At 71.5% G+C, this 20,487-nt stretch carries 21 protein-coding genes and 2 tRNA genes; 20 read left to right on the plus strand and 3 right to left on the minus strand.

Features of this window, described 5'->3' with window-relative positions; genetic code table 11:
• The 6 genes from lon to ACFE65_RS15580 all read left to right on the plus strand — a co-directional run.
• The coding region (gene lon, locus ACFE65_RS15555; RefSeq protein ID WP_375383282.1) for an endopeptidase La at positions 1-1,756 on the plus strand (1,756 nt) is incomplete at its 5' end.
• A 186-nt stretch (positions 1,757-1,942) separates the two neighbouring features.
• The gene (locus ACFE65_RS15560; protein WP_375383283.1) at positions 1,943-2,215 is read left to right on the plus strand and encodes an HU family DNA-binding protein; all 273 of its coding nucleotides are present in this window, start codon (positions 1,943-1,945) and stop codon (positions 2,213-2,215) included.
• Positions 2,216-2,355: 140 nt separating this feature from the next.
• Positions 2,356-2,430: transfer RNA gene (locus ACFE65_RS15565), tRNA-Val, on the plus strand.
• A 262-nt stretch (positions 2,431-2,692) separates the two neighbouring features.
• Positions 2,693-3,928: an amidohydrolase family protein gene (locus tag ACFE65_RS15570; RefSeq protein WP_375383284.1), complete on the plus strand. Its 1,236-nt coding sequence runs from the start codon at positions 2,693-2,695 to the stop codon at positions 3,926-3,928.
• Positions 3,929-4,021: 93 nt separating this feature from the next.
• A complete protein-coding gene (locus tag ACFE65_RS15575) occupies positions 4,022-4,828 on the plus strand; it encodes a helix-turn-helix domain-containing protein (RefSeq protein ID WP_375383285.1) in 807 nt (268 codons plus the stop codon).
• A gap of 66 nt (positions 4,829-4,894) precedes the next feature.
• Positions 4,895-5,446: an SgcJ/EcaC family oxidoreductase gene (locus tag ACFE65_RS15580; RefSeq protein ID WP_375383286.1), complete on the plus strand. Its 552-nt coding sequence runs from the start codon at positions 4,895-4,897 to the stop codon at positions 5,444-5,446.
• 114 nt (positions 5,447-5,560) lie between these two features.
• Here ACFE65_RS15580 and ACFE65_RS15585 read toward each other — a convergent pair whose 3' ends face one another.
• Both ACFE65_RS15585 and ACFE65_RS15590 read right to left on the minus strand, forming a co-directional pair.
• Positions 5,561-6,262 (minus strand): lysozyme inhibitor LprI family protein, encoded by a 702-nt coding sequence (locus tag ACFE65_RS15585; RefSeq protein WP_375383287.1) that lies wholly within the window; start codon positions 6,260-6,262, stop codon positions 5,561-5,563.
• Positions 6,259-6,933 (minus strand): prolyl hydroxylase family protein, encoded by a 675-nt coding sequence (locus ACFE65_RS15590; protein ID WP_375383288.1) that lies wholly within the window; start codon positions 6,931-6,933, stop codon positions 6,259-6,261. Before ACFE65_RS15590 ends, ACFE65_RS15585 begins: the two co-directional genes overlap by 4 nt.
• Positions 6,934-7,090: 157 nt before the next feature.
• Here ACFE65_RS15590 and ACFE65_RS15595 point away from each other — a divergent pair, with 157 nt between their 5' ends.
• The 7 genes from ACFE65_RS15595 (at position 7,091) to gspI (ending at position 14,785) form a co-directional block, all read left to right on the plus strand.
• Positions 7,091-7,954 (plus strand): type II secretion system protein N, encoded by an 864-nt coding sequence (locus ACFE65_RS15595; protein WP_375383289.1) that lies wholly within the window; start codon positions 7,091-7,093, stop codon positions 7,952-7,954.
• Positions 7,951-10,218 carry a type II secretion system secretin GspD gene (gspD, locus tag ACFE65_RS15600; RefSeq protein ID WP_375383290.1) on the plus strand — a complete coding sequence of 756 codons (2,268 nt, stop codon included), beginning with the start codon at positions 7,951-7,953 and terminating at the stop codon, positions 10,216-10,218. The genes ACFE65_RS15595 and gspD overlap by 4 nt, the downstream gene beginning before the upstream one ends.
• A 17-nt stretch (positions 10,219-10,235) precedes the next feature.
• Positions 10,236-11,768, plus strand: coding sequence for a GspE/PulE family protein (locus ACFE65_RS15605; RefSeq protein ID WP_375383299.1), 1,533 nt, complete (start codon positions 10,236-10,238; stop codon positions 11,766-11,768).
• 162 nt (positions 11,769-11,930) lie between these two features.
• A complete protein-coding gene (gene gspF, locus ACFE65_RS15610; protein ID WP_375383291.1) occupies positions 11,931-13,154 on the plus strand; it encodes a type II secretion system inner membrane protein GspF in 1,224 nt (407 codons plus the stop codon).
• 215 nt (positions 13,155-13,369) lie between these two features.
• Entirely contained in the window at positions 13,370-13,756 is a 387-nt protein-coding gene (gspG, locus tag ACFE65_RS15615; RefSeq protein WP_375383292.1) for a type II secretion system major pseudopilin GspG, read from the plus strand.
• The gene (locus ACFE65_RS15620) at positions 13,753-14,367 is read left to right on the plus strand and encodes a GspH/FimT family pseudopilin (protein ID WP_375383293.1); all 615 of its coding nucleotides are present in this window, start codon (positions 13,753-13,755) and stop codon (positions 14,365-14,367) included. The genes gspG and ACFE65_RS15620 overlap by 4 nt, the downstream gene beginning before the upstream one ends.
• On the plus strand, positions 14,360-14,785 hold the full coding sequence (gene gspI / locus ACFE65_RS15625; protein WP_375383294.1) for a type II secretion system minor pseudopilin GspI: 426 nt from the start codon (positions 14,360-14,362) through the stop codon (positions 14,783-14,785). The genes ACFE65_RS15620 and gspI overlap by 8 nt, the downstream gene beginning before the upstream one ends.
• Before the next feature lie 125 nt (positions 14,786-14,910).
• Here the strand turns inward: gspI and ACFE65_RS15630 are convergent, their stop codons facing one another.
• Positions 14,911-15,054, minus strand: coding sequence for a hypothetical protein (locus tag ACFE65_RS15630; protein ID WP_375383302.1), 144 nt, complete (start codon positions 15,052-15,054; stop codon positions 14,911-14,913).
• A 9-nt stretch (positions 15,055-15,063) separates the two neighbouring features.
• Between ACFE65_RS15630 and gspJ the strand changes: the two genes are divergently transcribed.
• The 7 genes from gspJ to ACFE65_RS15665 all read left to right on the plus strand — a co-directional run bounded on the left by gspJ (position 15,064) and on the right by ACFE65_RS15665 (position 20,328).
• Complete coding sequence (gspJ, locus tag ACFE65_RS15635; protein WP_375383300.1) at positions 15,064-15,672, plus strand: type II secretion system minor pseudopilin GspJ; 609 nt, start codon at positions 15,064-15,066, stop codon at positions 15,670-15,672.
• Positions 15,659-16,699 carry a type II secretion system minor pseudopilin GspK gene (gene gspK, locus ACFE65_RS15640; protein ID WP_375383295.1) on the plus strand — a complete coding sequence of 347 codons (1,041 nt, stop codon included), beginning with the start codon at positions 15,659-15,661 and terminating at the stop codon, positions 16,697-16,699. Before gspJ ends, gspK begins: the two co-directional genes overlap by 14 nt.
• Complete coding sequence (gene gspL / locus ACFE65_RS15645) at positions 16,696-17,790, plus strand: type II secretion system protein GspL (RefSeq protein ID WP_375383296.1); 1,095 nt, start codon at positions 16,696-16,698, stop codon at positions 17,788-17,790. The genes gspK and gspL overlap by 4 nt, the downstream gene beginning before the upstream one ends.
• Entirely contained in the window at positions 17,787-18,263 is a 477-nt protein-coding gene (gene gspM, locus ACFE65_RS15650; protein WP_375383297.1) for a type II secretion system protein GspM, read from the plus strand. The genes gspL and gspM overlap by 4 nt, the downstream gene beginning before the upstream one ends.
• Positions 18,260-18,979 carry a type II secretion system protein N gene (gene gspN, locus ACFE65_RS15655; RefSeq protein WP_375383298.1) on the plus strand — a complete coding sequence of 240 codons (720 nt, stop codon included), beginning with the start codon at positions 18,260-18,262 and terminating at the stop codon, positions 18,977-18,979. Before gspM ends, gspN begins: the two co-directional genes overlap by 4 nt.
• A gap of 180 nt (positions 18,980-19,159) precedes the next feature.
• Positions 19,160-19,236: transfer RNA gene (locus tag ACFE65_RS15660), tRNA-His, on the plus strand.
• Positions 19,237-19,278: 42 nt separating this feature from the next.
• On the plus strand, positions 19,279-20,328 hold the full coding sequence (locus ACFE65_RS15665) for a Glu/Leu/Phe/Val dehydrogenase (RefSeq protein ID WP_375383301.1): 1,050 nt from the start codon (positions 19,279-19,281) through the stop codon (positions 20,326-20,328).
• Positions 20,329-20,487: the final 159 nt, after the last annotated feature.

A 20,487-nucleotide genomic window follows, 5' to 3' on the forward strand; every position in this document is an offset into this window, starting at 1 on the left:
GATGGAGAAGACGCAGCGCGAGTACTACCTGAACGAGCAGTTGAAGGCGATCCAGCGCGAGCTGGGCAACGATGGCGAGGAGGGCGATGGCGACGAGCTGGCGGAGCTGACGCAGAAGATCGCGACGCTGAAGCTGTCGAAGGAGGCGCGCACCAAGGCGACGGCGGAGCTCAAGAAGCTAAAGACGATGGCGCCGATGTCGGCCGAGGCGACGGTGGTGCGCAACTATCTCGACGTGCTGCTGGGGCTGCCGTGGGGCAAGAAGACCAAGGTGAAGCGCGACATCGCCGCCGCGCAAGGTGTGCTCGACGAGGATCATTATGCGCTCGAGAAGGTGAAGGACCGGATCGTCGAGTATCTCGGCGTCCAGGCGCGCACCAACAAGCTGAAAGGCCCGATCCTGTGCCTCGTCGGACCGCCCGGCGTCGGTAAGACGTCGCTCGGCAAGTCGATCGCCAAGGCGACCGGGCGTGAGTTCGTCCGCCAGTCGCTGGGCGGCGTGCGCGACGAGGCGGAGATCCGCGGGCATCGGCGGACGTATATCGGCTCGCTGCCGGGCAAGATCGTGACGAACCTCAAGAAGGCCGGCGCGTCCAACCCGCTGTTCCTGCTCGACGAGATCGACAAGCTCGGCCAGGACTTCCGCGGCGACCCCGCGTCCGCGCTGCTGGAGGTGCTGGACCCCGAGCAGAACGGCAAGTTCCAGGACCATTATCTCGAGATCGACCTCGATCTGTCGGACGTGATGTTCGTCTGCACCGCCAACACGCTCAACCTGCCGCAGCCGCTGCTCGACCGGATGGAGATCATCCGGCTGGAGGGTTACACGGAGGACGAGAAGGTCGAGATCGCCGAGCGGCATCTGATCGTCAAGCAGATCGAGGCGCATGGCCTGAAGCCGGGCGAGTTCGTCCTGACGCCCGAAGGCCTGCGCGCGCTGGTGCAATATTACACGCGCGAGGCAGGCGTGCGGACGCTGGAGCGCGAGATCGCCAAGCTGTGCCGCAAGGTGCTGCGCCGCATCCTTGAGGGCAAGGAGACGGCCGTCACGATCACGCCGGACAACCTCCACGACTATGCCGGGACGCGGAAGTATCGCCACGGCCTGTCGGAGACGGAGGACCAGATCGGCGCCGTCACCGGCCTCGCCTGGACCGAGGTGGGCGGCGAGCTGCTGACGATCGAGAGCGTGACGGTGCCCGGCAAGGGCGCGGCGAAGGTCACGGGCAAGCTCGGTGACGTGATGAAGGAGTCGATCGACACCGCGTTCAGCTATGTGAAGGCGCGCGCGCCGAGCTATGGCATCAAGCCCAGCCTGTTCAACCGCAAGGACATCCATATCCATCTGCCCGAGGGCGCGGTGCCCAAGGACGGGCCGTCGGCGGGCGTCGGCATGGTGACGGCGATCGTCTCGACGCTGACCGGCACGCCGATCCGGCGCGAGGTGGCGATGACGGGCGAGGTGACGCTGCGCGGCCGCGTGCTGCCGATCGGCGGGCTGAAGGAGAAATTGCTGGCGGCGATGCGCGGCGGGATCGAGACGGTGCTGATCCCCAAGGAGAATGAGAAGGACCTCGCCGACATCCCGCAGAACATCAAGGACGCGCTCAGGATCGTGGCCGTCAGCCATGTCGACGAGGTGCTCGCGCTGGCGCTGACCCGGCCGCTGGAGGCGATCGACTGGACGGACGCGGACGAGCTCGCCGCGCTGCCGCCGGCGGCGATCGCGGCGGCGGGGGGCGAGATGCACCACTGATCGGATCATCGGACCGGGTGACCGGATCGACGCGAAACCTGAACGCACGCCGCCGCATCGTCCCTGGATGGTGCGGCGGTTTCGTTTGACAGGGTGGGGGGCCACCGCCCTACTGATGCCCGACGGCCCCGCGGCTCTGGTCCCGCGTGCTGGCCTCGATGATGATATCAGGGGGTACGCACGGGCATGAACAAGCAGGAACTGATCGCGACCGTCGCCGACTCGGCCGGCCTCAACAAGGGCGACGCGGTGCGGGCGGTTGAGGCGGTGTTCGACACCATCTCGGCGGCGCTGAAGAAGGGCGACGAGGTGCGGCTGGTGGGCTTCGGCACCTTCACCCTGTCCCGGCGCAAGGCCTCCACGGGCCGCAACCCGCGCACCGGCGAGCCGATGACGATCAAGGCCTCGCAAAGCCCCAAGTTCAAGGCGGGCAAGCTACTGAAGGACTCGGTGAACTGACGCTTCCGTCACCCCGGATCAAGTCCGGGGTGACGATTGGAGGTTGGAGTGACGGACGGGGATGTAGGGCTGGACAGCCGCCGCCACCGCCCGTAAAGGCCCGCTTCCGGTTTCGCCCCGTGCCCTTGCGCGGCGGCGGCGGGCGCGTAGCTCAGCGGTAGAGCACACCCTTCACACGGGTGGGGTCACAGGTTCAATCCCTGTCGCGCCCACCATTGCGGGAGCGGAACTTCGTTCCGTTCTCGCACGGCCGACGGGTGCAGCCCGATCGACGTCACGGCTTTGCCGGGACGCTCTTCTCCTTCTCGCATACACCCACACCCGCTCAGGCTGAGCCCTTCGACTTCGCTCAGGACAGGCCTGTCGAAGCCCTGTCCTTCTTATCTACGCCGTGAGAAAGAAAGACAGCCCTTCGACAAGCTCAGGGTGAACGGGGGATGGGTGAAGCGCTTTGTCATCATTACGGCTGTTCTGCAGGTGACCGTTGGCACTGCCGCGGCCGCCGCCGCCACACCCGCACCCCCACACCCCATCCTCCTCGAACCCGATCGCGTCTTCACCGCCACCGACGGCGTCGCGCATGCCGGCTGGCGGGTGCTGGTTGCGGAAGGGAAGATCGCCGCGGTCGGCCCCGACGTCGCGCTGCCGCCGGGCGCGGAGGAGCGGCGGTTGCCGGGCACCACGCTGATCCCCGGGCTGATCGATGCCCATGTCCACCTGTTCCTCCACCCCTATGACGAGACGAGCTGGAACGATCAGGTGTTGAAGGAGCCGCTCAGCTTGCGCGTCGCGCGCGCGGTGGCGGCGGCGCGGGCGACGTTGATGGCGGGCTTCACCACCGTGCGCGATCTGGGCACCGAGGGCGCGGGCGATGCCGACGCCGGTCTCAAGCAGGCGATCAACAGCGGCGTCGTCCCCGGCCCGCGCATCCTGTCCGCCAACCGCGCGATCGTCGCGACCGGCGCATACGGCCCCAAGGGCTATGCCTTCGACGTGCCGCAGGGCGCGGAGGAGGCGAGTGGCGAGGGCGTGACGACCGCCGCGCGCCGCCAGATGGGCGAGGGCGCGGACGTGGTGAAGCTCTATGCCGACTATCACTGGCAGGGGAACGCGCGCTCGACGCCGACCTTCACGATCGCGGAGATGGCGGGCGCGGTGCAGGCGGCGCACGACGCGGGCCGCAAGGCGGCCGCCCATGCCGGCACCGCGGAAGGGATGCGCCGCGCGACGCTGGCCGGCGTCGACACGGTGGAACATGGCGACGAGGGCACGCCCGACGTGTTCCAGCTCATGAAGGCGCACGGCACCGCCTATTGCCCGACGCTCGCCGCCACCGACGCGATCCAGCATTACCGCGGCTGGAACGGCCAGATGCCGGAGCCTCCGGCGATCACCGCCAAGCGCGTGAGCTTCGCCGCCGCGGTGAAGGCGGGCGTGACGCTGTGCGCGGGCGGCGACACCGGCGTCTTCAGCCACGGCAAGAACGCGCGCGAGGAGGAACTGATGGTCGCCTATGGCCTCGCCCCTGCCCGCGTGCTGACGATCGCGACGGCGGGCAATGCGGCGGTGCTCGGACTTGCGGACCGGCTCGGCGCGATCCGGCCCGGGCTGGCGGCGGACCTGGTCGCGGTGGACGGCGACCCGACGCAGGACATCGCCGCGCTGGAGCACGTGCGGCTGGTGATGAAGGACGGGGCCGTGGTTCGGGAGTGAGACCGCTCCCGACGATCGGACGGGCGGGTTGCGAAAGGGGACGCGCGGGGTGATGATCGGCAGCGCAACCGGATGAGGGATGAAAGGCCAGCCATGATCGTCGGGCGAACCGCCCCGCACCCGCTTCTGGCCGGCGTTGTGCGCCATTATCAATCCCGGGAGGCGGAGCTCGGCGCGGTCACCCGCCGCATCCCGTTGCCGGCGCGGACCGACGTGCTGCTGGAGTTCTATTTCACGACCCCGCACCGGCTCGAGATGCCGTTGACCGCCTCGCTGGATCGGGCGCCGTGGGTGGCGGCCGTCGGCCCGCAGACGTTCCGGCGCGTGGACCTGCTCCTCACCGGTCGGCTCGACAGTTTCACCGTGCATTTCGCGCCCACCGGCCTTCATGCGCTGCTCGGCGTGCCGATGGACGGGTTGACCGATGCCGGGATCGACGCCTCGGCGTTGTTCTGCACCCAGGCCATCGCCGACCTTCACGACGAGCTGGCCGGCGCATCGGGGTTGGAGGCGCGGGCGCGGATCGCCGATCGCTTCCTGCTCGCGCGATGGATGCGGCGCGCGCCGTCGGCCGGGACCAGGCTGGTGGCGGCTGCCTTGGCGCACATGCGGCGGTGGCCGGGGGTGGATCGGACGGAGACGCTGGCAGCGCGGTCCGGCCTCTCGGACCGCCAGTTCCGCCGCCTGTTCGGCGAGCAGGTCGGCATCGCGCCCAAACGCTACGCCCGCATCCTGCGGTTCGAGGCGGCGGTCGCGGCCAGGGCGGCGGCGCCGGACCGGCCCTGGACCGACATCGCGCACGATCTCGGCTGGTTCGATCAGGCGCACATGGACAAGGACTTCCGCGCGCTCGCAGGAGCGCCGCCGTCGCTCCATCGGGTGCCGGGCGCCGTGCCGTGATGGCCGTTCCTTACTAGCGGGGCTCGGCAGCGCGGCGGTACGGCCGGTCGGCAGAAGGAAGCCACCATGCCGTCCATTCGCAACGCCCTCGCTCTTGCCGGAGTAGTCCTCATGTCCACCGCCGCCGCAAGCCCCGCCCCATCCGCTGTCGCCGACCCCGTTGCCGATCCGGTCCCCGCCGCGGACCGGGCCGCCATCGAACGGGTCATGGCCCGACAGGTCGATGCCTGGAACGCGCATGACATGCACGCCTTCGTCGCGGACACCATGCCCGACGTCGACTGGATCAACGTCGTCGGCATGCACTGGCACGGGCGGATGGCCGTCGAACAGGCGCATGCGGCGCTCCACCGGATGCCGCTGTTCTCGCACAGCCGGATGGTGCCGGGCCCGGTCGAGATGCGGCCGCTCGCCCGCGACGTGATGATGACGGTGGAGACGAGCCGGATCGAGGGCGCTGGGCCGACGCCCGGCGGCGGCGTGTATCCGGCATCGGGCGCGATCATGACGATGATCTTCGTGCGGACGCCCGACGGCTGGCGCATCACCCACGCCCACAACACCTACATCGACGCCGCCGCTGTCGCGAACGACCCGGGAAGGCGGGCGGCGAGCTAAGGGAGTTGGCGCCGACTTGGTGGCGGTGAACAGTGATCCGACGCGGGAGATCACCGCGCTGGAACACGTATGGCTGGTGATGAAGGACGGGGTGGTGGTGCGGGATTGAGTTCCTTAAGCGCCGCCGCACTCGTGCTCCGCATCCGGCAGACGCCACGTGACGCCTGTTCGCAGGTTTCTGATCCTGTAGACCCGTCCTCGCTCGTCGTTGGGCGGGCAGTGGCTTGGGATGGAAGCCAAGCAGACGCGCACGGGGTCACCAAGGCGTGACCGGAGCACGGCGGGATCGCGGTCGTACGACACCTGACGTACTCCGTCCGCGTAGCCGAGCGACATGCCATCCGGCTTCTCACCCTCGACCGGCTCCAGCCGCTCGCTGATATGGTCCAGCTTGGTCGTCTCGCATCGGCCTACCCGGCTCAGCCCGGCGCGTAACGCGGCGTCGGTCGCATCGACTTGGGCCTGAAGCTGCTTCTCCCGCTCTTCGAGCGAGGCCGACAGGCAGACGCGCTCCGCGCACGTGTCGCGTGAGCGGAGCCAGTCCACCTGCTCCGCATGGACGGCGGCGCGTGCTGCCGCTCGGGTGTGATGGAGCAAGCCGGCGTAGAGTTCGGCGATCGTCCTGTCGGTCGATCCTAGCACGGCGTCGGCACAGATCATCGTTTCTGCGAAGCCACGCGCCGACGCACAATCAAAGCTCGGAGCGGTGGCCGCAATCAGTTCGCCTTTTCCGTCGACCCTGACCGGGCGTTCGGTCTGCGGAGCCGCGCCTGCCGCCAGGAGGGAGGCGCTGACCATGATCGTGATCGTCTTCATACCCACTCCCGCTCCCGGAACCACTTGGTGATCACGTACTTCACCCCCGCGCGCACCTTCATGCCGTGGTGGATCGTCGCGGGGTTGGGGGTGCCGTCCGGCCGGCGATTGTTCCAGGCGGCGAGTTTTCCGGTCTCGGGCTGGATGATCTTGTCGATCGTCTTGAACCGGGTCGCGCCGCCGGCGTCGGGCTCGTTGAGATAGACCATCACCGTCCATGTTCGGTTGCCGGCGATGCCGCAATAGCGCTGATAGTCGACGCCGCCCGGCTCGAAATAGTCGGTGTGGCCCCTGAACTCCTGGCCGACGGCGTAGCGCTGGCCCTGGATCGGCTCGCCGAAGCGCCCGTCGAGGCCGGTCAGCGCGCAGATCGCCTGTTCCACCCGATCGACCACCGGGTCGGCGCGGTCGAGGTCGCAGGTCTCGCTGGTTCGGAAGTCGGCGACGCCGATGTCGTCGGAGATGGTTGAGGGGCGCCGCCCCGCGTCGATCCGCTCGATGATCGCCGCGCATTGCGCGGGCGACAGGAAGCCGCGGCGCAGGAACAGCGTCAGCTTGGGGCTGGGCACCCGCTGGACGCCGGGCTGGGCGGCGAGGTGCGCCACGATGGGGCCGGCGTCGAGGCCGGAGCCGGGCAGGGCACCCATGATGGGGGAGGGGGTCGTCGCCATGACGTCATCATGCCAGCGCCGCGCGCCCTAGCGCAACCGGCACAAATGGCTATGATGGCCCCGACGGGGATCGTGCGGGGCTGAGTTCGGACGAGGCTGGGACGCCGGGCGCGGGCGGGACCGGCCAGAATCGGCCGGCGAAGGGTTTGGAGCGACGATGCGGTTGGTGCTCGATGCGAGGGCGCGTCGATGGGTTCGTCGGCTGCCCGCGGTGAACGTCTATTCGGCGGCGGAGCTCGTGCTGCTCGCCGGTCTGGCGGTGCAGACCGCGCGGCTGGTGTGGGCGATCGTGACGCCCGTGGGCCCGCTCGGCGACTGGCGCCCGGCCGAGCCGCAGGTCGCGGGCAGCGCGCCCGCCGTGCTGGCGGGCTTCGATCCGTTCTTCCGCGTCAGCGGCGCGGCAGGCGCGGGGCCGGCGACCGTTACGCAGTTGCAGTTGAAGCTGTTCGGCACGCGCATCGACGAGGCGAGCGGGCGCGGATCGGCGATCGTCGCGGGGCCGGATGGCCTCCAGCGCTCGATCGCGGTGGGTGAGGAGATCGTCGGCGGCGTGAAGCTGCGGTCGGTGGCGTTCGACCATGTGACGCTCGATCGCGGCGGCCGGGCGGAGGATCTGTATCTCGACCAGTCGGGCGCGGGCGGCGCGGCACCGACGGCGAGCACCCCGGGCGGCTCGGGTTCGCCGCTGATGGCATCGCCTCCCGCCACGCTGCCGGGCGCCGTGCCGGTGGCGCAGTTGCGCGCCGACATCGGCTTCTCGCCCCGGCTGGACAGCGGCCGGTTCGCCGGGTTGACGGTGCATCCCCAGGGTGCCGGCACCGGCTTCCGCGCGGCGGGGCTGCGCGATGGCGACGTCGTCACCTCGATCGGCGGCCGTCCCGCGACCGGCCCGGCGGACCTCGACCGGATCGCGAGCGACTTCGCCGGCGGCGGCATCCTGCCGGTGACCGTCGAGCGCGGCGGCCAGCCGACCAGCCTGTCGATCCCGATCGCGCCATCCGCGCCAGGTGGCGGCCGATGAAGCGGCTGCTCCTCGCGTCCACGCTGGCGCTCGCCCCGCTTGCCCTCCCGGCGGAGGCCGGCGCGCAGACGACGCTCAACGTGCGCGACGCGGACATGCGCGCGTTCATCGCCGACGCCGCGCGCGTCACGGGCCGCACCTTCATCATCGACAGCCGGGTTCAGGGCAAGGTGACGGTGGTGACCGACCATCCGCTCAGCCGGTCGGAATATTTCGAGGTGTTCCTGTCCACGCTGCGCGCCAACGCGCTGGTCGCGGTGCCGACGGGCAACGGCGCGCTGCGCATCCAGCCGATCGACAACGCCGCGCAGGCGCCGACGCGGATCGGCACCGCGGGCGCCGCGCGCAACAGCCTGGTGACCGACATCGTCCGGCTGCGCAGCGTCGACGCCGCCTCCGCGCTCGACACGGTCCGCCCGCTCGTCAGCCAGCAAGGCTCGGTGACGGCGAACCGCACCGGCAACAGCCTGGTCATCGTCGATTTCGCCGACAACGTCCGCCGCGTGCGCGAGGTGCTGCGCCGGATCGATGGCGACAACCAGGCGACCCGCGTGGTGACGCTGCGCAACGCCGGCGCGCGCGAGATCGCCGCCGCGCTGCAGGGGCTGGCCGGCGGCGCGGGCGCCGGCGGCGCGGGTAGCGCAGTCGGTGGTGTGGTGGCGGGCGCGGGCGGGCAGGCGACGACCGTCTCGGCGGTGGAAAGCTCCAACTCCGTGCTGCTGCGCGGCGACCCCAACACGGTGTCGCGCCTCGCCGCCATCGCCGAGCAGCTCGACCAGAAGGCGAAGAACGGCACCGAGATCAAGGTGGTGTTCCTAGAGAACGCCGACGCGGAGCAGATGCTGCCCGTGCTCCAGCAGCTCGTGGGGCAGACGCCCGACCAGGTGCCGCAGACCACCCTGTCGCGCGGCAGCTTCTCGCAGACGTCGACCAGCGGCGCGTCGGGTTCGGGCGGGGGGCAATCCTATCAACAGCCGGTGATCCAGCAGCAGGCGACGCCGAGCCCCGGCTCGGGCGGCGGACAGTCCAATGGCGCGACCGCGGCGGTGCAGACGCAGGGCGGGCGCACCGCGGCGGTGGTGACGCGCTTCGTCGGCGCCAACGCGATCGTCATCGCCGGCCCCGCCGACGTCCAGCGCCAGCTCGGCGAGGTGATCCGCCAGCTCGACACCCGCCGCGAGCAGGTGGAGGTGCAGGCGGTGGTCGCCGAGGTGTCGGACGCGGTGGCGAGCCAGCTCGGCGCGCAGGTGCTGCTCGGAAACCTGAGCGGCGGCGCGTTCGCGGCGACCAATTACTCGAACGCGGTGCCCAACCTGCTAACCATCGCGGGCGCGATCGGCTCGCGCGCGCTCGACACCAGCACCACGACGATTAACGGCAGCACCGTCACCACCAGCACCAACTCGACGCTGAGCGACACGCTGGCGCAATCGGCGCTGACGAGCATCCTGGGCGCGACCGGCGGGTCCGCGGGCATCGCGGGCCGGTTCGGCAGCACGGTCCTGGGCGCGATCGTCAACGCGGTGAAGACCGACACCGCGTCCAACCTGCTCCAGACGCCGCACCTCATCACGCTCGACAACCAGCAGGCGCATCTGCTCGTCGGGCAGGAGATACCGATCACGACGGGCCAGGCGATCTCGCTCGCCTCCGCCAATTCGGACAACGCGTTCCGCACCGTGCAGCGCGAGAACGTCGGCATCCAGCTCGACGTCAAGCCGCAGATCAACTCGTCGGGCTCGATCAAGCTCTATGTGCGCCAGGAGGTGAGCTCGATCGCCGGGCCGGTCTCGACGACCAACCAGGAGCTGATCCTCAACAAGCGCGCGATCGAGAACACCTTCACGGTCGACGACGGCCAGATCGTCGTCATCGGCGGGCTGTTGTCCGACCAGGAGCAGCGGACGATCGAGAAGACGCCGGTGCTGGGCGACCTGCCGGTCCTCGGCAACCTCTTCCGCGCCAAGACGCGGTCGCGCACCAAGACCAACCTGATGATCTTCATCCGGCCGACGATCCTGCGGACGCCCGAGGACAGCCGCAAGCTGACCGAGCAGCGCTACGGCTATCTCCGCTCGCTGGAGGGGGAGGCGTCGCCGGGCGTCGAGCCGTCGATCGACCAGCTCGTGCGCGAGTACATGAACCTGTCGCCGCCGACCCCGCCCGCGCCCGGGCGCGGCAACATCGAGACGCCGACGATCGCGGTGCCGGTGCTGCGCGCCGCCGGCGCGCCGATGGCGCCGGCCTCGAAGGACCGGCAGTGAGCGATGCCCGCGGACCGATGGTGGACGCGGGGACCGAGTCGCTGCCTCCTCTCGGCCTGCCTTACGCCTTCGCGCGGCGGTTCGGGGTGGTGGTGGAGACGGGCGGCGTGGACGGCCGGCTCAGCGTCGCGCTGCGCGAGGGCGCTGACCCCAAGGCGCTGCTCGAGGTGCGCCGCTTCCTCGGCCGCCCGTTCGCGGTCGGCGTTGTGCCCGCCGTGCAGTTCGACCGGCTGCTGTCGGACCGCTATGCGATGGACGGGCAGGCGACCGCCGCGGCCGCCGTCGGCATGGGCGACGAACTCGATCTGCTCGCGGGTGACCTGCCGACCGCGGAGGACCTGCTCGACACCGCCGACGACGCGCCCGCCATCCGCCTCATCAACGGCGTGATCGCCGATGCCGCACGCAACGGCGTGTCCGACATCCATATCGAGCCGTATGAGACCGGCCTGGTCGTGCGGATGCGGATCGACGGCGTGCTGCGCGAGACGCTGCGCATGCCGCCGCACGTCGCGCCCGTCGTGGTGAGCCGCGTCAAGGTGATGGCGCGGCTCGACATCGCCGAGCGGCGCGTGCCGCAGGATGGGCGCATGGGACTGACTCTTGGTGGCAAGCTGCTCGACGTGCGCGTCTCGACGCTTCCCAGTCGCGCGGGCGAGCGGGTGGTGCTGCGCATCCTCGACAAGGAGAATGCGGGCATCGACCTGCCCGCGCTCGGCCTGACGCCGGCGATGTTCGCGCTGCTCCGCCAGGCGCTCGCCGAGCCCAACGGGATCATCCTGGTGACGGGCCCGACGGGCAGCGGCAAGACGACGACGCTCTACGCCGCGCTCCGCCTGCTCAACGACGGCAGCCGCAACATCCTGACCGTCGAGGACCCGGTCGAATACGCCGTCGACGGCGTCGGGCAGACGCAGGTCAACCCCAAGGTGGGGCTGACGTTCGCCGCGGGGCTGCGCGCCATCCTGCGCCAGGACCCCGACACGGTGATGGTGGGCGAGATCCGCGACCGCGAGACCGCCGAAATCGCGGTGCAGGCGTCGCTGACCGGGCATCTGGTGCTGTCGACGGTCCACACCAACGATGCGCCCGGCGCGATCACGCGGCTGCGCGACATGAAGGTGGAGCCGTTCCTGCTCGCCTCGACATTGCGCGCCGTCATCGCGCAGCGGCTGGTGCGGCGGCTGTGCCCTACCTGCCGCCGGCCGGTGCGCGCGGGCGACACGGTGGCGACCTTGCTCGGCATCGACGCCGACGAGACGGTGTGGGAGCCGGTCGGCTGCGATGCCTGTTCGCCGACGGGCTACAAGGGCCGGGTCGGCGTGTTCGAGGGCGTGCGCGTCGACGAGACGATCCGCCGGCTGATCAACGAGGGCGGCGACGAGGCGGCGATCGCCGCGCATGCGTTCGCCCGCTCCCCCAGCCTCGCGACCGCCGCGCGCGCGCTGGTGCTGGAAGGGCAGACGTCGGCGGAGGAAGCGGTGCGCGTGTCCCGGCGCGACGCCGCAGACCCGGCGATCGAGAGCGTGCCGCTGGTGGTGGATGCTTGAGCGTTGCCCTTCCTCCGTCTACCCTGAGCTTGTCGAAGCCTGTCCTGAGCGACTGCCGCAGGCAGGCAGTCGAAGGGGGCTGTCCTTCTTCTTACCGAGCCGAAGAAGGGCAGGGCTTCGACAAGCTCAGCCTGGACGGAAGTAGGGTGGCGGCGATCCCCCATGGCTGATTTCGACTATCTCGCCATCGACGCGCGGGGCGCTGAGAAGCGGGGGCATGTCGCCGCCGCCGACCTCGACCACGCGCGCGCCGCGCTCGACCGGCGGCGGCTGTATGTGGTGCGGATCGAGGCGGGTTCCCCGCCGCCACCACGTGGCCGCCCGCTGTTCGGGCTCAAGCTCACGCGCGCGCGGGTGTCGGGCAAGCAGCTGACGCTGTTCACCCGCCAGCTCGCGACGCTCAACCGCGTCTCGCCGCTGGAGGAGTCCTTGCGCACCATCGTCCGCCAGACGGAGCAGGAGTCCGTGCAGACGATCGTCGCGCAGGTCCATGCCGGCGTCGTCGAGGGGCGGCGGCTGGCCGACTCGATGGGCCGCGAGCCCAAGAGCTTCCCGCCGCTGTACCGCGCGATGGTCGCGGCGGGTGAGCGGTCCGGCTCGCTGCCCGAGATCCTCGAGCGGCTCGCGGTGCTGCTGGAGCGGCAGGCGGAGATTCGCGGCAAGCTCATCACCGCCATTGCCTATCCCGCGGTGCTGGCGACGGTCGCGCTGGGCGTCGTCACCGCGCTGATGATGTTCGTCGTGCCGCAGGTGGTGGAGCAGTTCGACACCGTCGGGCAGCAACTGCCCTGGCTGACGCGGATGATCATCGGCCTGTCCGATTTCCTGGTCGGCTGGTGGTGGCTGATGGCGCTGGTGATCGTCGGCGGCGGCGTGATCGCCTGGCGATTGCTGCGCGAGCCCGCGATCCGGCTGTCGTTCGACACCGGCCTGCTCCGGCTGCCGTTGCTCGGGCGGCTGCTGCGCGACCTGCACGCGGCGCGGATGGCGCGGACGCTCGGCACGATGGTGGCGAGCCGGCTGCCGCTGCTCGACGGACTGATGCTGACGGCAAGCACGATCCACAACCGGCGGCTGCGGGCGGCGTCGGACGAGATCGTCGAGCAGATCAGGGGCGGCGGCAGCCTGTCGGCGGCGATGCGGCGCGCCGGCGTGTTCCCGCCGCTGCTGACCTATCTGGCCGCATCGGGCGAGGCGGCGGGGCGGCTCGACGAGATGCTGGAGCGCGCGGCGGACTATCTGGAGCGCGAGTTCGACCGCTTCACCGCCACCGCGCTCGCGCTGCTGGAGCCGGTCATCATCGTCGTGATGGGAGGCATCGTCGCGACGATCGTGCTATCGATCCTGCTGCCGATCCTCCAGCTCAACACGCTGGCGGGACAGTGAGGAAGATCATGGTTCACGCTTCTGTTCGTCACCCCAGCGTACGCTGGGGTCTCTCGCGGCTCCGGTCCCGCGCTTCACGCAGAGACCCCAGCGTTCGCTGGGGTGACGGGAAGAGGCGGAAGGAAGCCGGCTTCACGCCCATACGGCGTTCCGCCGAACACGGCTTCACGCCCGTTCGGGGTTCCGCCGAACACGGCTTCACCCTCGTCGAGCTGATGGTCGTCATCGTCATCATCGGGCTGCTGGCGACGATCGTCGCGATCAACGTGTTGCCGTCGGGCGACAAGGCGCGCGTCACCGCGGCGCGGGCGGACATATCGACCATCGAGTCGGCGCTCGACCTCTACAAGCTCCAGAACGGCAGCTATCCGACGACGCAACAAGGCTTGCAGGCGCTGATCGCGGCGCCGGCGGGGATCAACCCGGCGAGCTATCAGCCCGGCGGTTACCTCAAGGGCAGCAAGCTCAAGGCCGATCCCTGGGGGCGGCCATACCTCTATTCCTCGCCCGGCCAGCACGGCGAGGCGGACGTGTGGAGCCTCGGGCGCGACGGCAAGGACGGCGGCGAGGGGCCGGACGCCGACATCGGCAGCTGGCAGTGACGTCCCCCCCCGTCACCCCGGGCTCGACCCGGGGTGTCGCTTCTTTTTCGAAGCGCAGCAAAGGTAGCGGGACCCCGGGTCGAGCCCGGGGTGACGGAAGGAGGCCCGAGCACGGCTTCACACTCGTTTGGCGTTACGCCGAACACGGCTTCACGCCCGTTCGGCGTTACGCCGAACACGGCTTCACGCTGGTCGAGCTGATGATCGTCATCGCCATCATGGGGCTGGCCGCCGCGACCGTGTCGCTGGCGCTGCCCGATCCGCGCGGGCGGTTGTCGGACGAGGCGTATCAGTTCGCCAACCGGGTGCGCGCCGCGCATGACGCCGCGATCGTCGCCGCGCGGCCGGTCAGCGTCTGGGTGACGCCGGGCGGCTATGGCTTCGACGAGCGCACGGGAGCGGGCTGGACGCCGATGGGTGACGCCGCGCTGCGCGTCGCGCGGTGGAAGGAGGGGACGCAAGCGCTCGTCACCGCGCCGACCGGCCGCGAGCGGGTGGCGTTCGACGAGACCGGGCTCGCCGACCGGCCCGCTGACGTGCCTCTGACGCGCGGCCGCTTCACCTCGCACGTCCGCATCGCCGCCGATGGAAGCGTCCGGATCGGTGACTGACACGCGGGGCGCCCACGCCGCGGCCGCCGGCTTCACGCCTTCAAAGCGTTCCGCCGAACACGGCTTCACGCTGATCGAGGTGATGGTGGCGCTCGCAGTGTTCGCGCTGGCGGCGCTGGCGCTGCTGCGGCTGGAGGGGGCGACGATCCGCTCGACCGACACGCTCGGCCGGACGCTGGAGGCGGGCCTGGTGGCGCGCAACGCGGCGGTGGAGGCGATGACCGACGCGCGCCCGCCCGCGCTCGGGCCCGGCGCCGGCACTGCGGTGGAGGGCGGCCGCAGCTGGACATGGACCCGCCAGATATCCCCGACCGGCGACGCGCGCGTGCTGCGGATCGACGTGACGGTGGCCGACCCGCGCGGCCAGCAGCTCGGCCACATGACGATGATCCGCCCCCCGGCGACGGCCACGCCATGACTGTCCCGAAAGCGGCATTCGATCGAGCCGATCCAACTCCGTTCGCCCTGAGCTTGTCGAAGGGCATGGGGCAGGTGCTTCGACAAGCTCAGCACGAACGGGTCGGGAGTATCGGAGATCGCTCTTTAGAACGTGAGCACGGCTTCACGCCCCTTCGGCGTTCCGCCGAACACGGCTTCACGCCTCGGCGCGCCGCCGAACACGGCTTCACGCCCCGTCGGCGTTCCGCCGAACACGGCTTCACGCCCCGTCGGCGTTCCGCCGAACACGGCTTCACGCTGGTCGAGCTGATGGTCGCGTTCGTGATCTTCGGGCTGCTCGCGGCGGCGGGTGTCGCGTTGCTCGGGTTCAGCGTGCGGGCGCAGGGCGCGGGGGCGGCGCGGCTCGACGACCTGTCGGGGCTGGAGCGGACGGTGGCCGTGCTGTCCGCCGATTGCGCGGAGGCGGTCGCGCGGCCGACGCGCGACGGCAACGGCGTGACGCTGCCCGCCTTCGTCGGCGAGGGCGGGTCCGCTACCGCGCCGATGCTGCGGCTGGTGCGGGGCGGGTGGAGCGACCTCGACGCGAGCCCGCGGCCGACGCTGCAGAAGGTCGAATACCGCGTCGAGAACGGCGCGCTGCTGCGCACCGCCTATCCCGAGCTCGACGGCGCGGCGCCGATCGCCCCGGCCGTGCTGCTCGCCCATGTCAAGGCCGCGACGTTGCGCTATCGCTACGCCGGTGCCTGGACCGGGCGCTGGGACGGCGCGGGCGGGATCGCGCTGCCCCAGGCGATGGAGCTGGTGGTGCTGCGCGACGACGGGAAGACGTACCGCGCGCTGTTCCTGGTCGGTACCGGCTACGGTGCGCCGCCCGCGACGACGGGAGCGGCCAATGCACCGTCGTAAGGAGGAGCGAGGAGCCGCCCTGCTCACCGTCCTGCTGATGGTCGCGATCATTTCGGTGCTGGCCGCGACCGCGCTGGAGAAGCTGCGGCTGTCGACCCGCATCGCGGGCAATGCGGCGGCGACCGAGCAGGCGCGTGCCTATGCGATGGCGGCCGAGACGCTGGCGATCGTGCGCATCGACGGATTGCTGCAGCAGGCGACCGATCGCGTGACGCTGGCGGGCGGGTGGAGCGGGCATCCGTTCTCGCTCCCGCTGCCCGGCGGCATCGCCACCGCGCGGGTGACCGACGGCGGAAACTGCCTCAACCTCAACGGGCTCGTCACTCAGGCTACCCCGACCATCACGACCGGCGTCGCGGGCGCGGCGCCCGCGGTGGCCGCGACTACCCCCTATGTCGCCGCGCCCGCGCGGGTCGCGGAGTTCGCGCGGCTGATCCGCCTTCAGGGCACGCCGGGCCAGCTCGCCGCCGCGATCGCCGACGCGACCGCCGACTGGATCGACAGCGACGCGGCCGAGCTGCCCGACGGCGCGGAGGACGGCCGCTATGCCGACGGCGCGCAACCCTATCGCACCGCCAACACGCTGATGGCCGATCCGAGCGAGCTGCGCGCGGTGGCGGGGGTGACGCCGGCGATCTACGCCTCGCTCCGCCCGTTCCTCTGCACGCTGCCGATGGCGCGGCCGTCGACGCTCAACGTCGACACGCTGCTGCCCGAGCAGGCGCCGCTCGTCGCGATGCTGGCGCCCGACACGGTCGGCATCGGCCAGGCGCAGGCGGCGCTGGTCGCCCGGCCACCGCAGGGGTTCGCCAGCGCGGGCGATTTCTGGTCGCAGGGCCCGCTCGCCACCGCCGCGGCAGGCGACGCACCCGGCCGGACGGGCGTCCTCTCGCGCTGGTTCGCGCTGGAGATCGATGTCACCGTGGGGGTGGGCGGGGGCAGTACGCACCTGAAGGAACACGCGCTGGTCGACGCGACCCACCTTCCGCCCCGGCTCGTTTCGCGCCAATGGGGGGAGGATCTGTGAGCGACACCACCCTCCTGTTCCTGCCGTCGGGCGATGACGGTTACCGCTGGTGGCGGCTGGCGGGGAACCGCGTCGTGGCGCGCGGCGAGGGGTTGCCCCCGGCCGCTGACACGCCCGACGACGCCGGCGAGACGGTCGCGGTGCCGCCGGCGGATGCGGTGACGCTGCATTGGGCCCAGTTGCCGACGCGTTCGGCCGCGCAGGGCCTGGCGGCGGCGCGGTTGCTGGCGGCGGACGCGAGCGCGGCGCCGATCGGCGAGCTGCACGTCGCGGTCGGCCAGGAAGACGGCGTGGAGCAGCCCATCGGCGTCGTGTCGGCGGCGCAGATGCGCGCCTGGCTGGTCGGGCTTGCGGAGGCGGGCGTGGACCCCGACCGGATCGTGCCCGCGCCGATGCTGCTGCCCCGGCCCGGCGACGGCTATGTCCGGGCGGCGATCGGCGGGCGCGACGTCGTGCGCGGGGCCACCAGCGGTTTTGCCGACGAGGCGTGGCTGACGCCGCTCGTCACCGGCGACACGCCGCCCGTACGCCTCGCGCCGGACGCGATGGAGCAGGCGCTGGCGACCGCGCTCGCCGCGCCGGCGCTGAACCTGCGGCAGGGCGCGTTCGCGCGGCGGCGGGCGGGGATCGACTGGGCGCTGGTCCGGCGGCTGGGCTGGCTGGCGCTCGCGATCCTGACGGTGACGCTCGCCGCCGATCTGGTCCGCGTCGCCCGCTACGACCTCGCCGCGAGCGCGGCGGAGGCGCGGGCCGACCAGCTCGCCCGCGCAGGCCTGCCCAGCGGCGAGACGGCGAACGATCCCGACGCGCAGCTCGACGAGCGGCTGGCCGGCTTGCGCGGTCCCGGGCGCGGCTTCACCCGCACCGCCGCGATCGTCTTCACCGCGGTGCGATCGGTTCCGGGAACGGAGGCGACCGCGCTCGACTGGTCCGCGACCGGCAATCTGCGCGTGTCGGTCGCGGTGCAGACGCAGGGCCAGGCCGCGGCGTTGCGCGATGCGATCGCCCGGACGGGGCTGGGCGTGACGGCGAGCACCTTCGCGGCCGCCGACGGCCGGTTGACCGGCGATCTGACGGTTCGCGCAAGATGACGGCGCTCCGCATTTGGTTCGACGGCCGCGCGCTACGGGAGAAGCGGCTGATCCTCGCGATGCTGGCGCTCGCGGCGCTGACATTGGTGTGGGCGGGGATCATCCTGCCGGTGACGGACGGCCTGTCGTCCAGCCGCCAGCGCCAGCAGGATGCGGTGATCCGGCTGGGCGACACGGAGGCGCGGGTCGCGGCGCTGGAGGCGCTGGCGAAGGCGCGGCCCGCGGCGCTGACCGGTGGCCTCGATGGGGAGCTGCGCCGCCGTGCGGACGCCGCGGGCTTCACGCTCCAGACGCTTAACCAGCTCGGCCCTGGCCGCGTCCAGCTCGGCATCGCCTCGGCGCGCGGCGCCGCGCTGATGACCTGGGTCGCGGGGCTGGAGCAGGCCGGCATATTGGTCGAGTCGATGCGGCTGACCGACAATGGCGATCACACGCTGGCGACGCAGATGACGCTGCGAGCGAGAACCTCATGATCCGGCTCGGGACCGGCCGCCTCGCGCTGTTCGGCGCGATGCTGGTGGCGGCGCTGCTCGCGTTTCTGCCGCTGCGGCTCGTGCTCGGCGCGGCAGGGCTGGGGGAGGCGGGGCTGACGGCGCGGCGCGTCGAGGGCAGCGTGTGGGGCGGATCGCTGGCGGAGGCGAGCGCCGCGGGGCTGCGGCTGGGCGATCTCGCCGCCCGGCTCGCGCCGTTCGACCTGGTCGCCGGCCGCGCCCGCGTCGATCTGGGCAGCCGTGGGGAGGACGCGCTGCACGCGTTCCGCGGCGCGCTCGCCGCCAGCCGTCACTCGCTGGCCGCCGATGCGATCACCGCCACGCTGCCTGCCGCCGGCCTGTTCCAGCCGTTGCCCGTCACCGCGCTCGACCTCGACGAGGTGACGGTCCGCTTCCGCGACGGCGCCTGCGACCGCGCCGAGGGGCGGGTGCGCGCGACGATGGCGGGCGAGGTCGCGGGGCTGCCGCTCGCCGGCGTGATGGCGGGCAACGCGCGCTGCGACGCCGGCCGGCTGCTGCTGCCGCTCGCGAGCCAGGCGGCGACGGAGCGGATCGAGCTCCGCCTGACCGACGACGGCCGCTACACCGCCGCGCTGACCGTCGCCGCGCCCGATCCCGCCACCGCGCAGAAGCTCGCCGGGTTTGGCTTCGTGCAGGGACCGGGCGGATACCGGCTTTCGGTCGACGGTAAGTTCTGATTGGTTGGATCAAGGCGGTGCCAGCCCGCTCCCCCACCCGACCTCCCACAGCGTATCCTGGATGGGAGGTCGGGTGGGGGAGCGGGCTGGCACCGCATCCGCGTGAGCGGATCAGACAAAGCCCGCTCCCCCCGCCCTTGCGCCTTGGCCCTCCCCCCGCTAGGGGCCGTCACCTTCGTGGCGATCGTAGTTCAATTGGTTAGAGCGTCGGCTTGTGATGCCGGATGTTGCGGGTTCAAGTCCCGTCGGTCGCCCCATTCACTCCCGACATCAAGGCACCGGCGATGACCAGCGAGCCCATGACGAGTGGCTGGGGCTACCCGGATTTCGACGCGCATGAGGGCGTGCATCTGTTCACCGACGCCGCCACGGGCCTGCGCGCGGTGATCGCGGTGCATTCCACCGCTCTCGGGCCCGCGGCTGGCGGTGTCCGCTTCTGGCATTATGCCGCCGATGCGGACGCGATCACCGACGCGCTGCGGCTGTCGCGCGGCATGAGCTACAAGAACGCGATGGCCGGGCTGCCGATGGGTGGGGGCAAGGGCGTGATCCTGGCCGACGCGGTCCGCACCAAGACGCCGGCGATGCTGGAGGCGTTCGGCCGCGCGGTAGATTCGCTCGCCGGCCGGTACGTGACGGCCGAGGACGTCGGCATCGCGGAGGCCGACATGGTGGCGATCGCGCGCGCGACGCGGCATGTGTCCGGCCTGCCGGCGCAGACCGGCGCGGCGGGCGGCGATCCCGGGCCATATACCGCGGACGGCGTGTATCTGGGCGTGAAGGCCGCCGCGGCGCGCGGGCTGGGCGCGGGCGACATGCGCGGCGTGCGCGTGGCGATCCAGGGCGTCGGCTCGGTCGGCGGCGGGCTCGCGCGGCGGCTGGCGGCGGACGGCGCGGTGCTGATGCTGGCCGACGTCGATGCCGCGCGCGCCGCGGCACTGGCCGACGAGCTGGGCGCGAGCGTGGTGCCGGTCGACACGATCCTGGCCGCGGAGGCCGACATCGTCAGCCCCAATGCGCTGGGCGCGGTGCTGACCGAGCGCAGCATCCCGCAGATGAAGGCGCGGATCGTCGCGGGCGGGGCGAACAACCAGTTGGCGACGCCGGCGGACGGCGAGCGGCTGCGCGAGGCGGGCATCCTCTACGCGCCCGATTACGTCATCAACGCCGGCGGCATCATCAACGTCGCGCTCGAATATCTCGGCACGGCGAACGAGGACGAGGTCCGCGCCCGCATCGCCCGCATCCCCGAGCGGCTGGCGCAGGTGTGGGACGAAGCCGACCGCACCGGCGCCCCGATCGCGCAGGTGTCGGACGGCATCGCGCAGCGGCTGATCGGGCGGGGGTAGGGCGCGGTTCCTTGGAGGCGACCTTGAAAGCCGAGGTAGCCGGTCGGGTCGCCGGGAGGCTCACTCCGTAGCTTGGCTCGCAAACATGTCTGCTCACGCCCAATGCACGAAGCCGCTGCGCGGCAGGGGCGCCCGGCGGTGAGGTAGCGCGCCTGCGCT

Source organism: uncultured Sphingomonas sp., assembly GCF_964237335.1.
In the GTDB taxonomy this organism is placed as follows: domain Bacteria; phylum Pseudomonadota; class Alphaproteobacteria; order Sphingomonadales; family Sphingomonadaceae; genus Sphingomonas.

Bases quoted from the DNA above. Each gene is read 5' to 3' on its own strand.
- gspN (WP_375383298.1), top strand. From the start codon at position 18,260: ATGATCCGGCTCGGGACCGGCCGCCTCGCGCTGTTCGGCGCGATGCTG.
- gspF (WP_375383291.1), top strand. From the start codon at position 11,931: ATGGCTGATTTCGACTATCTCGCCATCGACGCGCGGGGCGCTGAGAAG.
- ACFE65_RS15560 (WP_375383283.1), top strand. From the start codon at position 1,943: ATGAACAAGCAGGAACTGATCGCGACCGTCGCCGACTCGGCCGGCCTC.
- gspD (WP_375383290.1), top strand. From the start codon at position 7,951: ATGAAGCGGCTGCTCCTCGCGTCCACGCTGGCGCTCGCCCCGCTTGCC.
- ACFE65_RS15665 (WP_375383301.1), top strand. From the start codon at position 19,279: ATGACGAGTGGCTGGGGCTACCCGGATTTCGACGCGCATGAGGGCGTG.
- ACFE65_RS15595 (WP_375383289.1), top strand. From the start codon at position 7,091: ATGCGGTTGGTGCTCGATGCGAGGGCGCGTCGATGGGTTCGTCGGCTG.
- ACFE65_RS15575 (WP_375383285.1), top strand. From the start codon at position 4,022: ATGATCGTCGGGCGAACCGCCCCGCACCCGCTTCTGGCCGGCGTTGTG.
- ACFE65_RS15605 (WP_375383299.1), top strand. From the start codon at position 10,236: ATGGTGGACGCGGGGACCGAGTCGCTGCCTCCTCTCGGCCTGCCTTAC.
- gspK (WP_375383295.1), top strand. From the start codon at position 15,659: ATGCACCGTCGTAAGGAGGAGCGAGGAGCCGCCCTGCTCACCGTCCTG.
- gspM (WP_375383297.1), top strand. From the start codon at position 17,787: ATGACGGCGCTCCGCATTTGGTTCGACGGCCGCGCGCTACGGGAGAAG.
- ACFE65_RS15585 (WP_375383287.1), bottom strand. From the start codon at position 6,262: ATGAAGACGATCACGATCATGGTCAGCGCCTCCCTCCTGGCGGCAGGC.
- ACFE65_RS15580 (WP_375383286.1), top strand. From the start codon at position 4,895: ATGCCGTCCATTCGCAACGCCCTCGCTCTTGCCGGAGTAGTCCTCATG.
- gspG (WP_375383292.1), top strand. From the start codon at position 13,370: ATGGTCGTCATCGTCATCATCGGGCTGCTGGCGACGATCGTCGCGATC.
- ACFE65_RS15590 (WP_375383288.1), bottom strand. From the start codon at position 6,933: ATGGCGACGACCCCCTCCCCCATCATGGGTGCCCTGCCCGGCTCCGGC.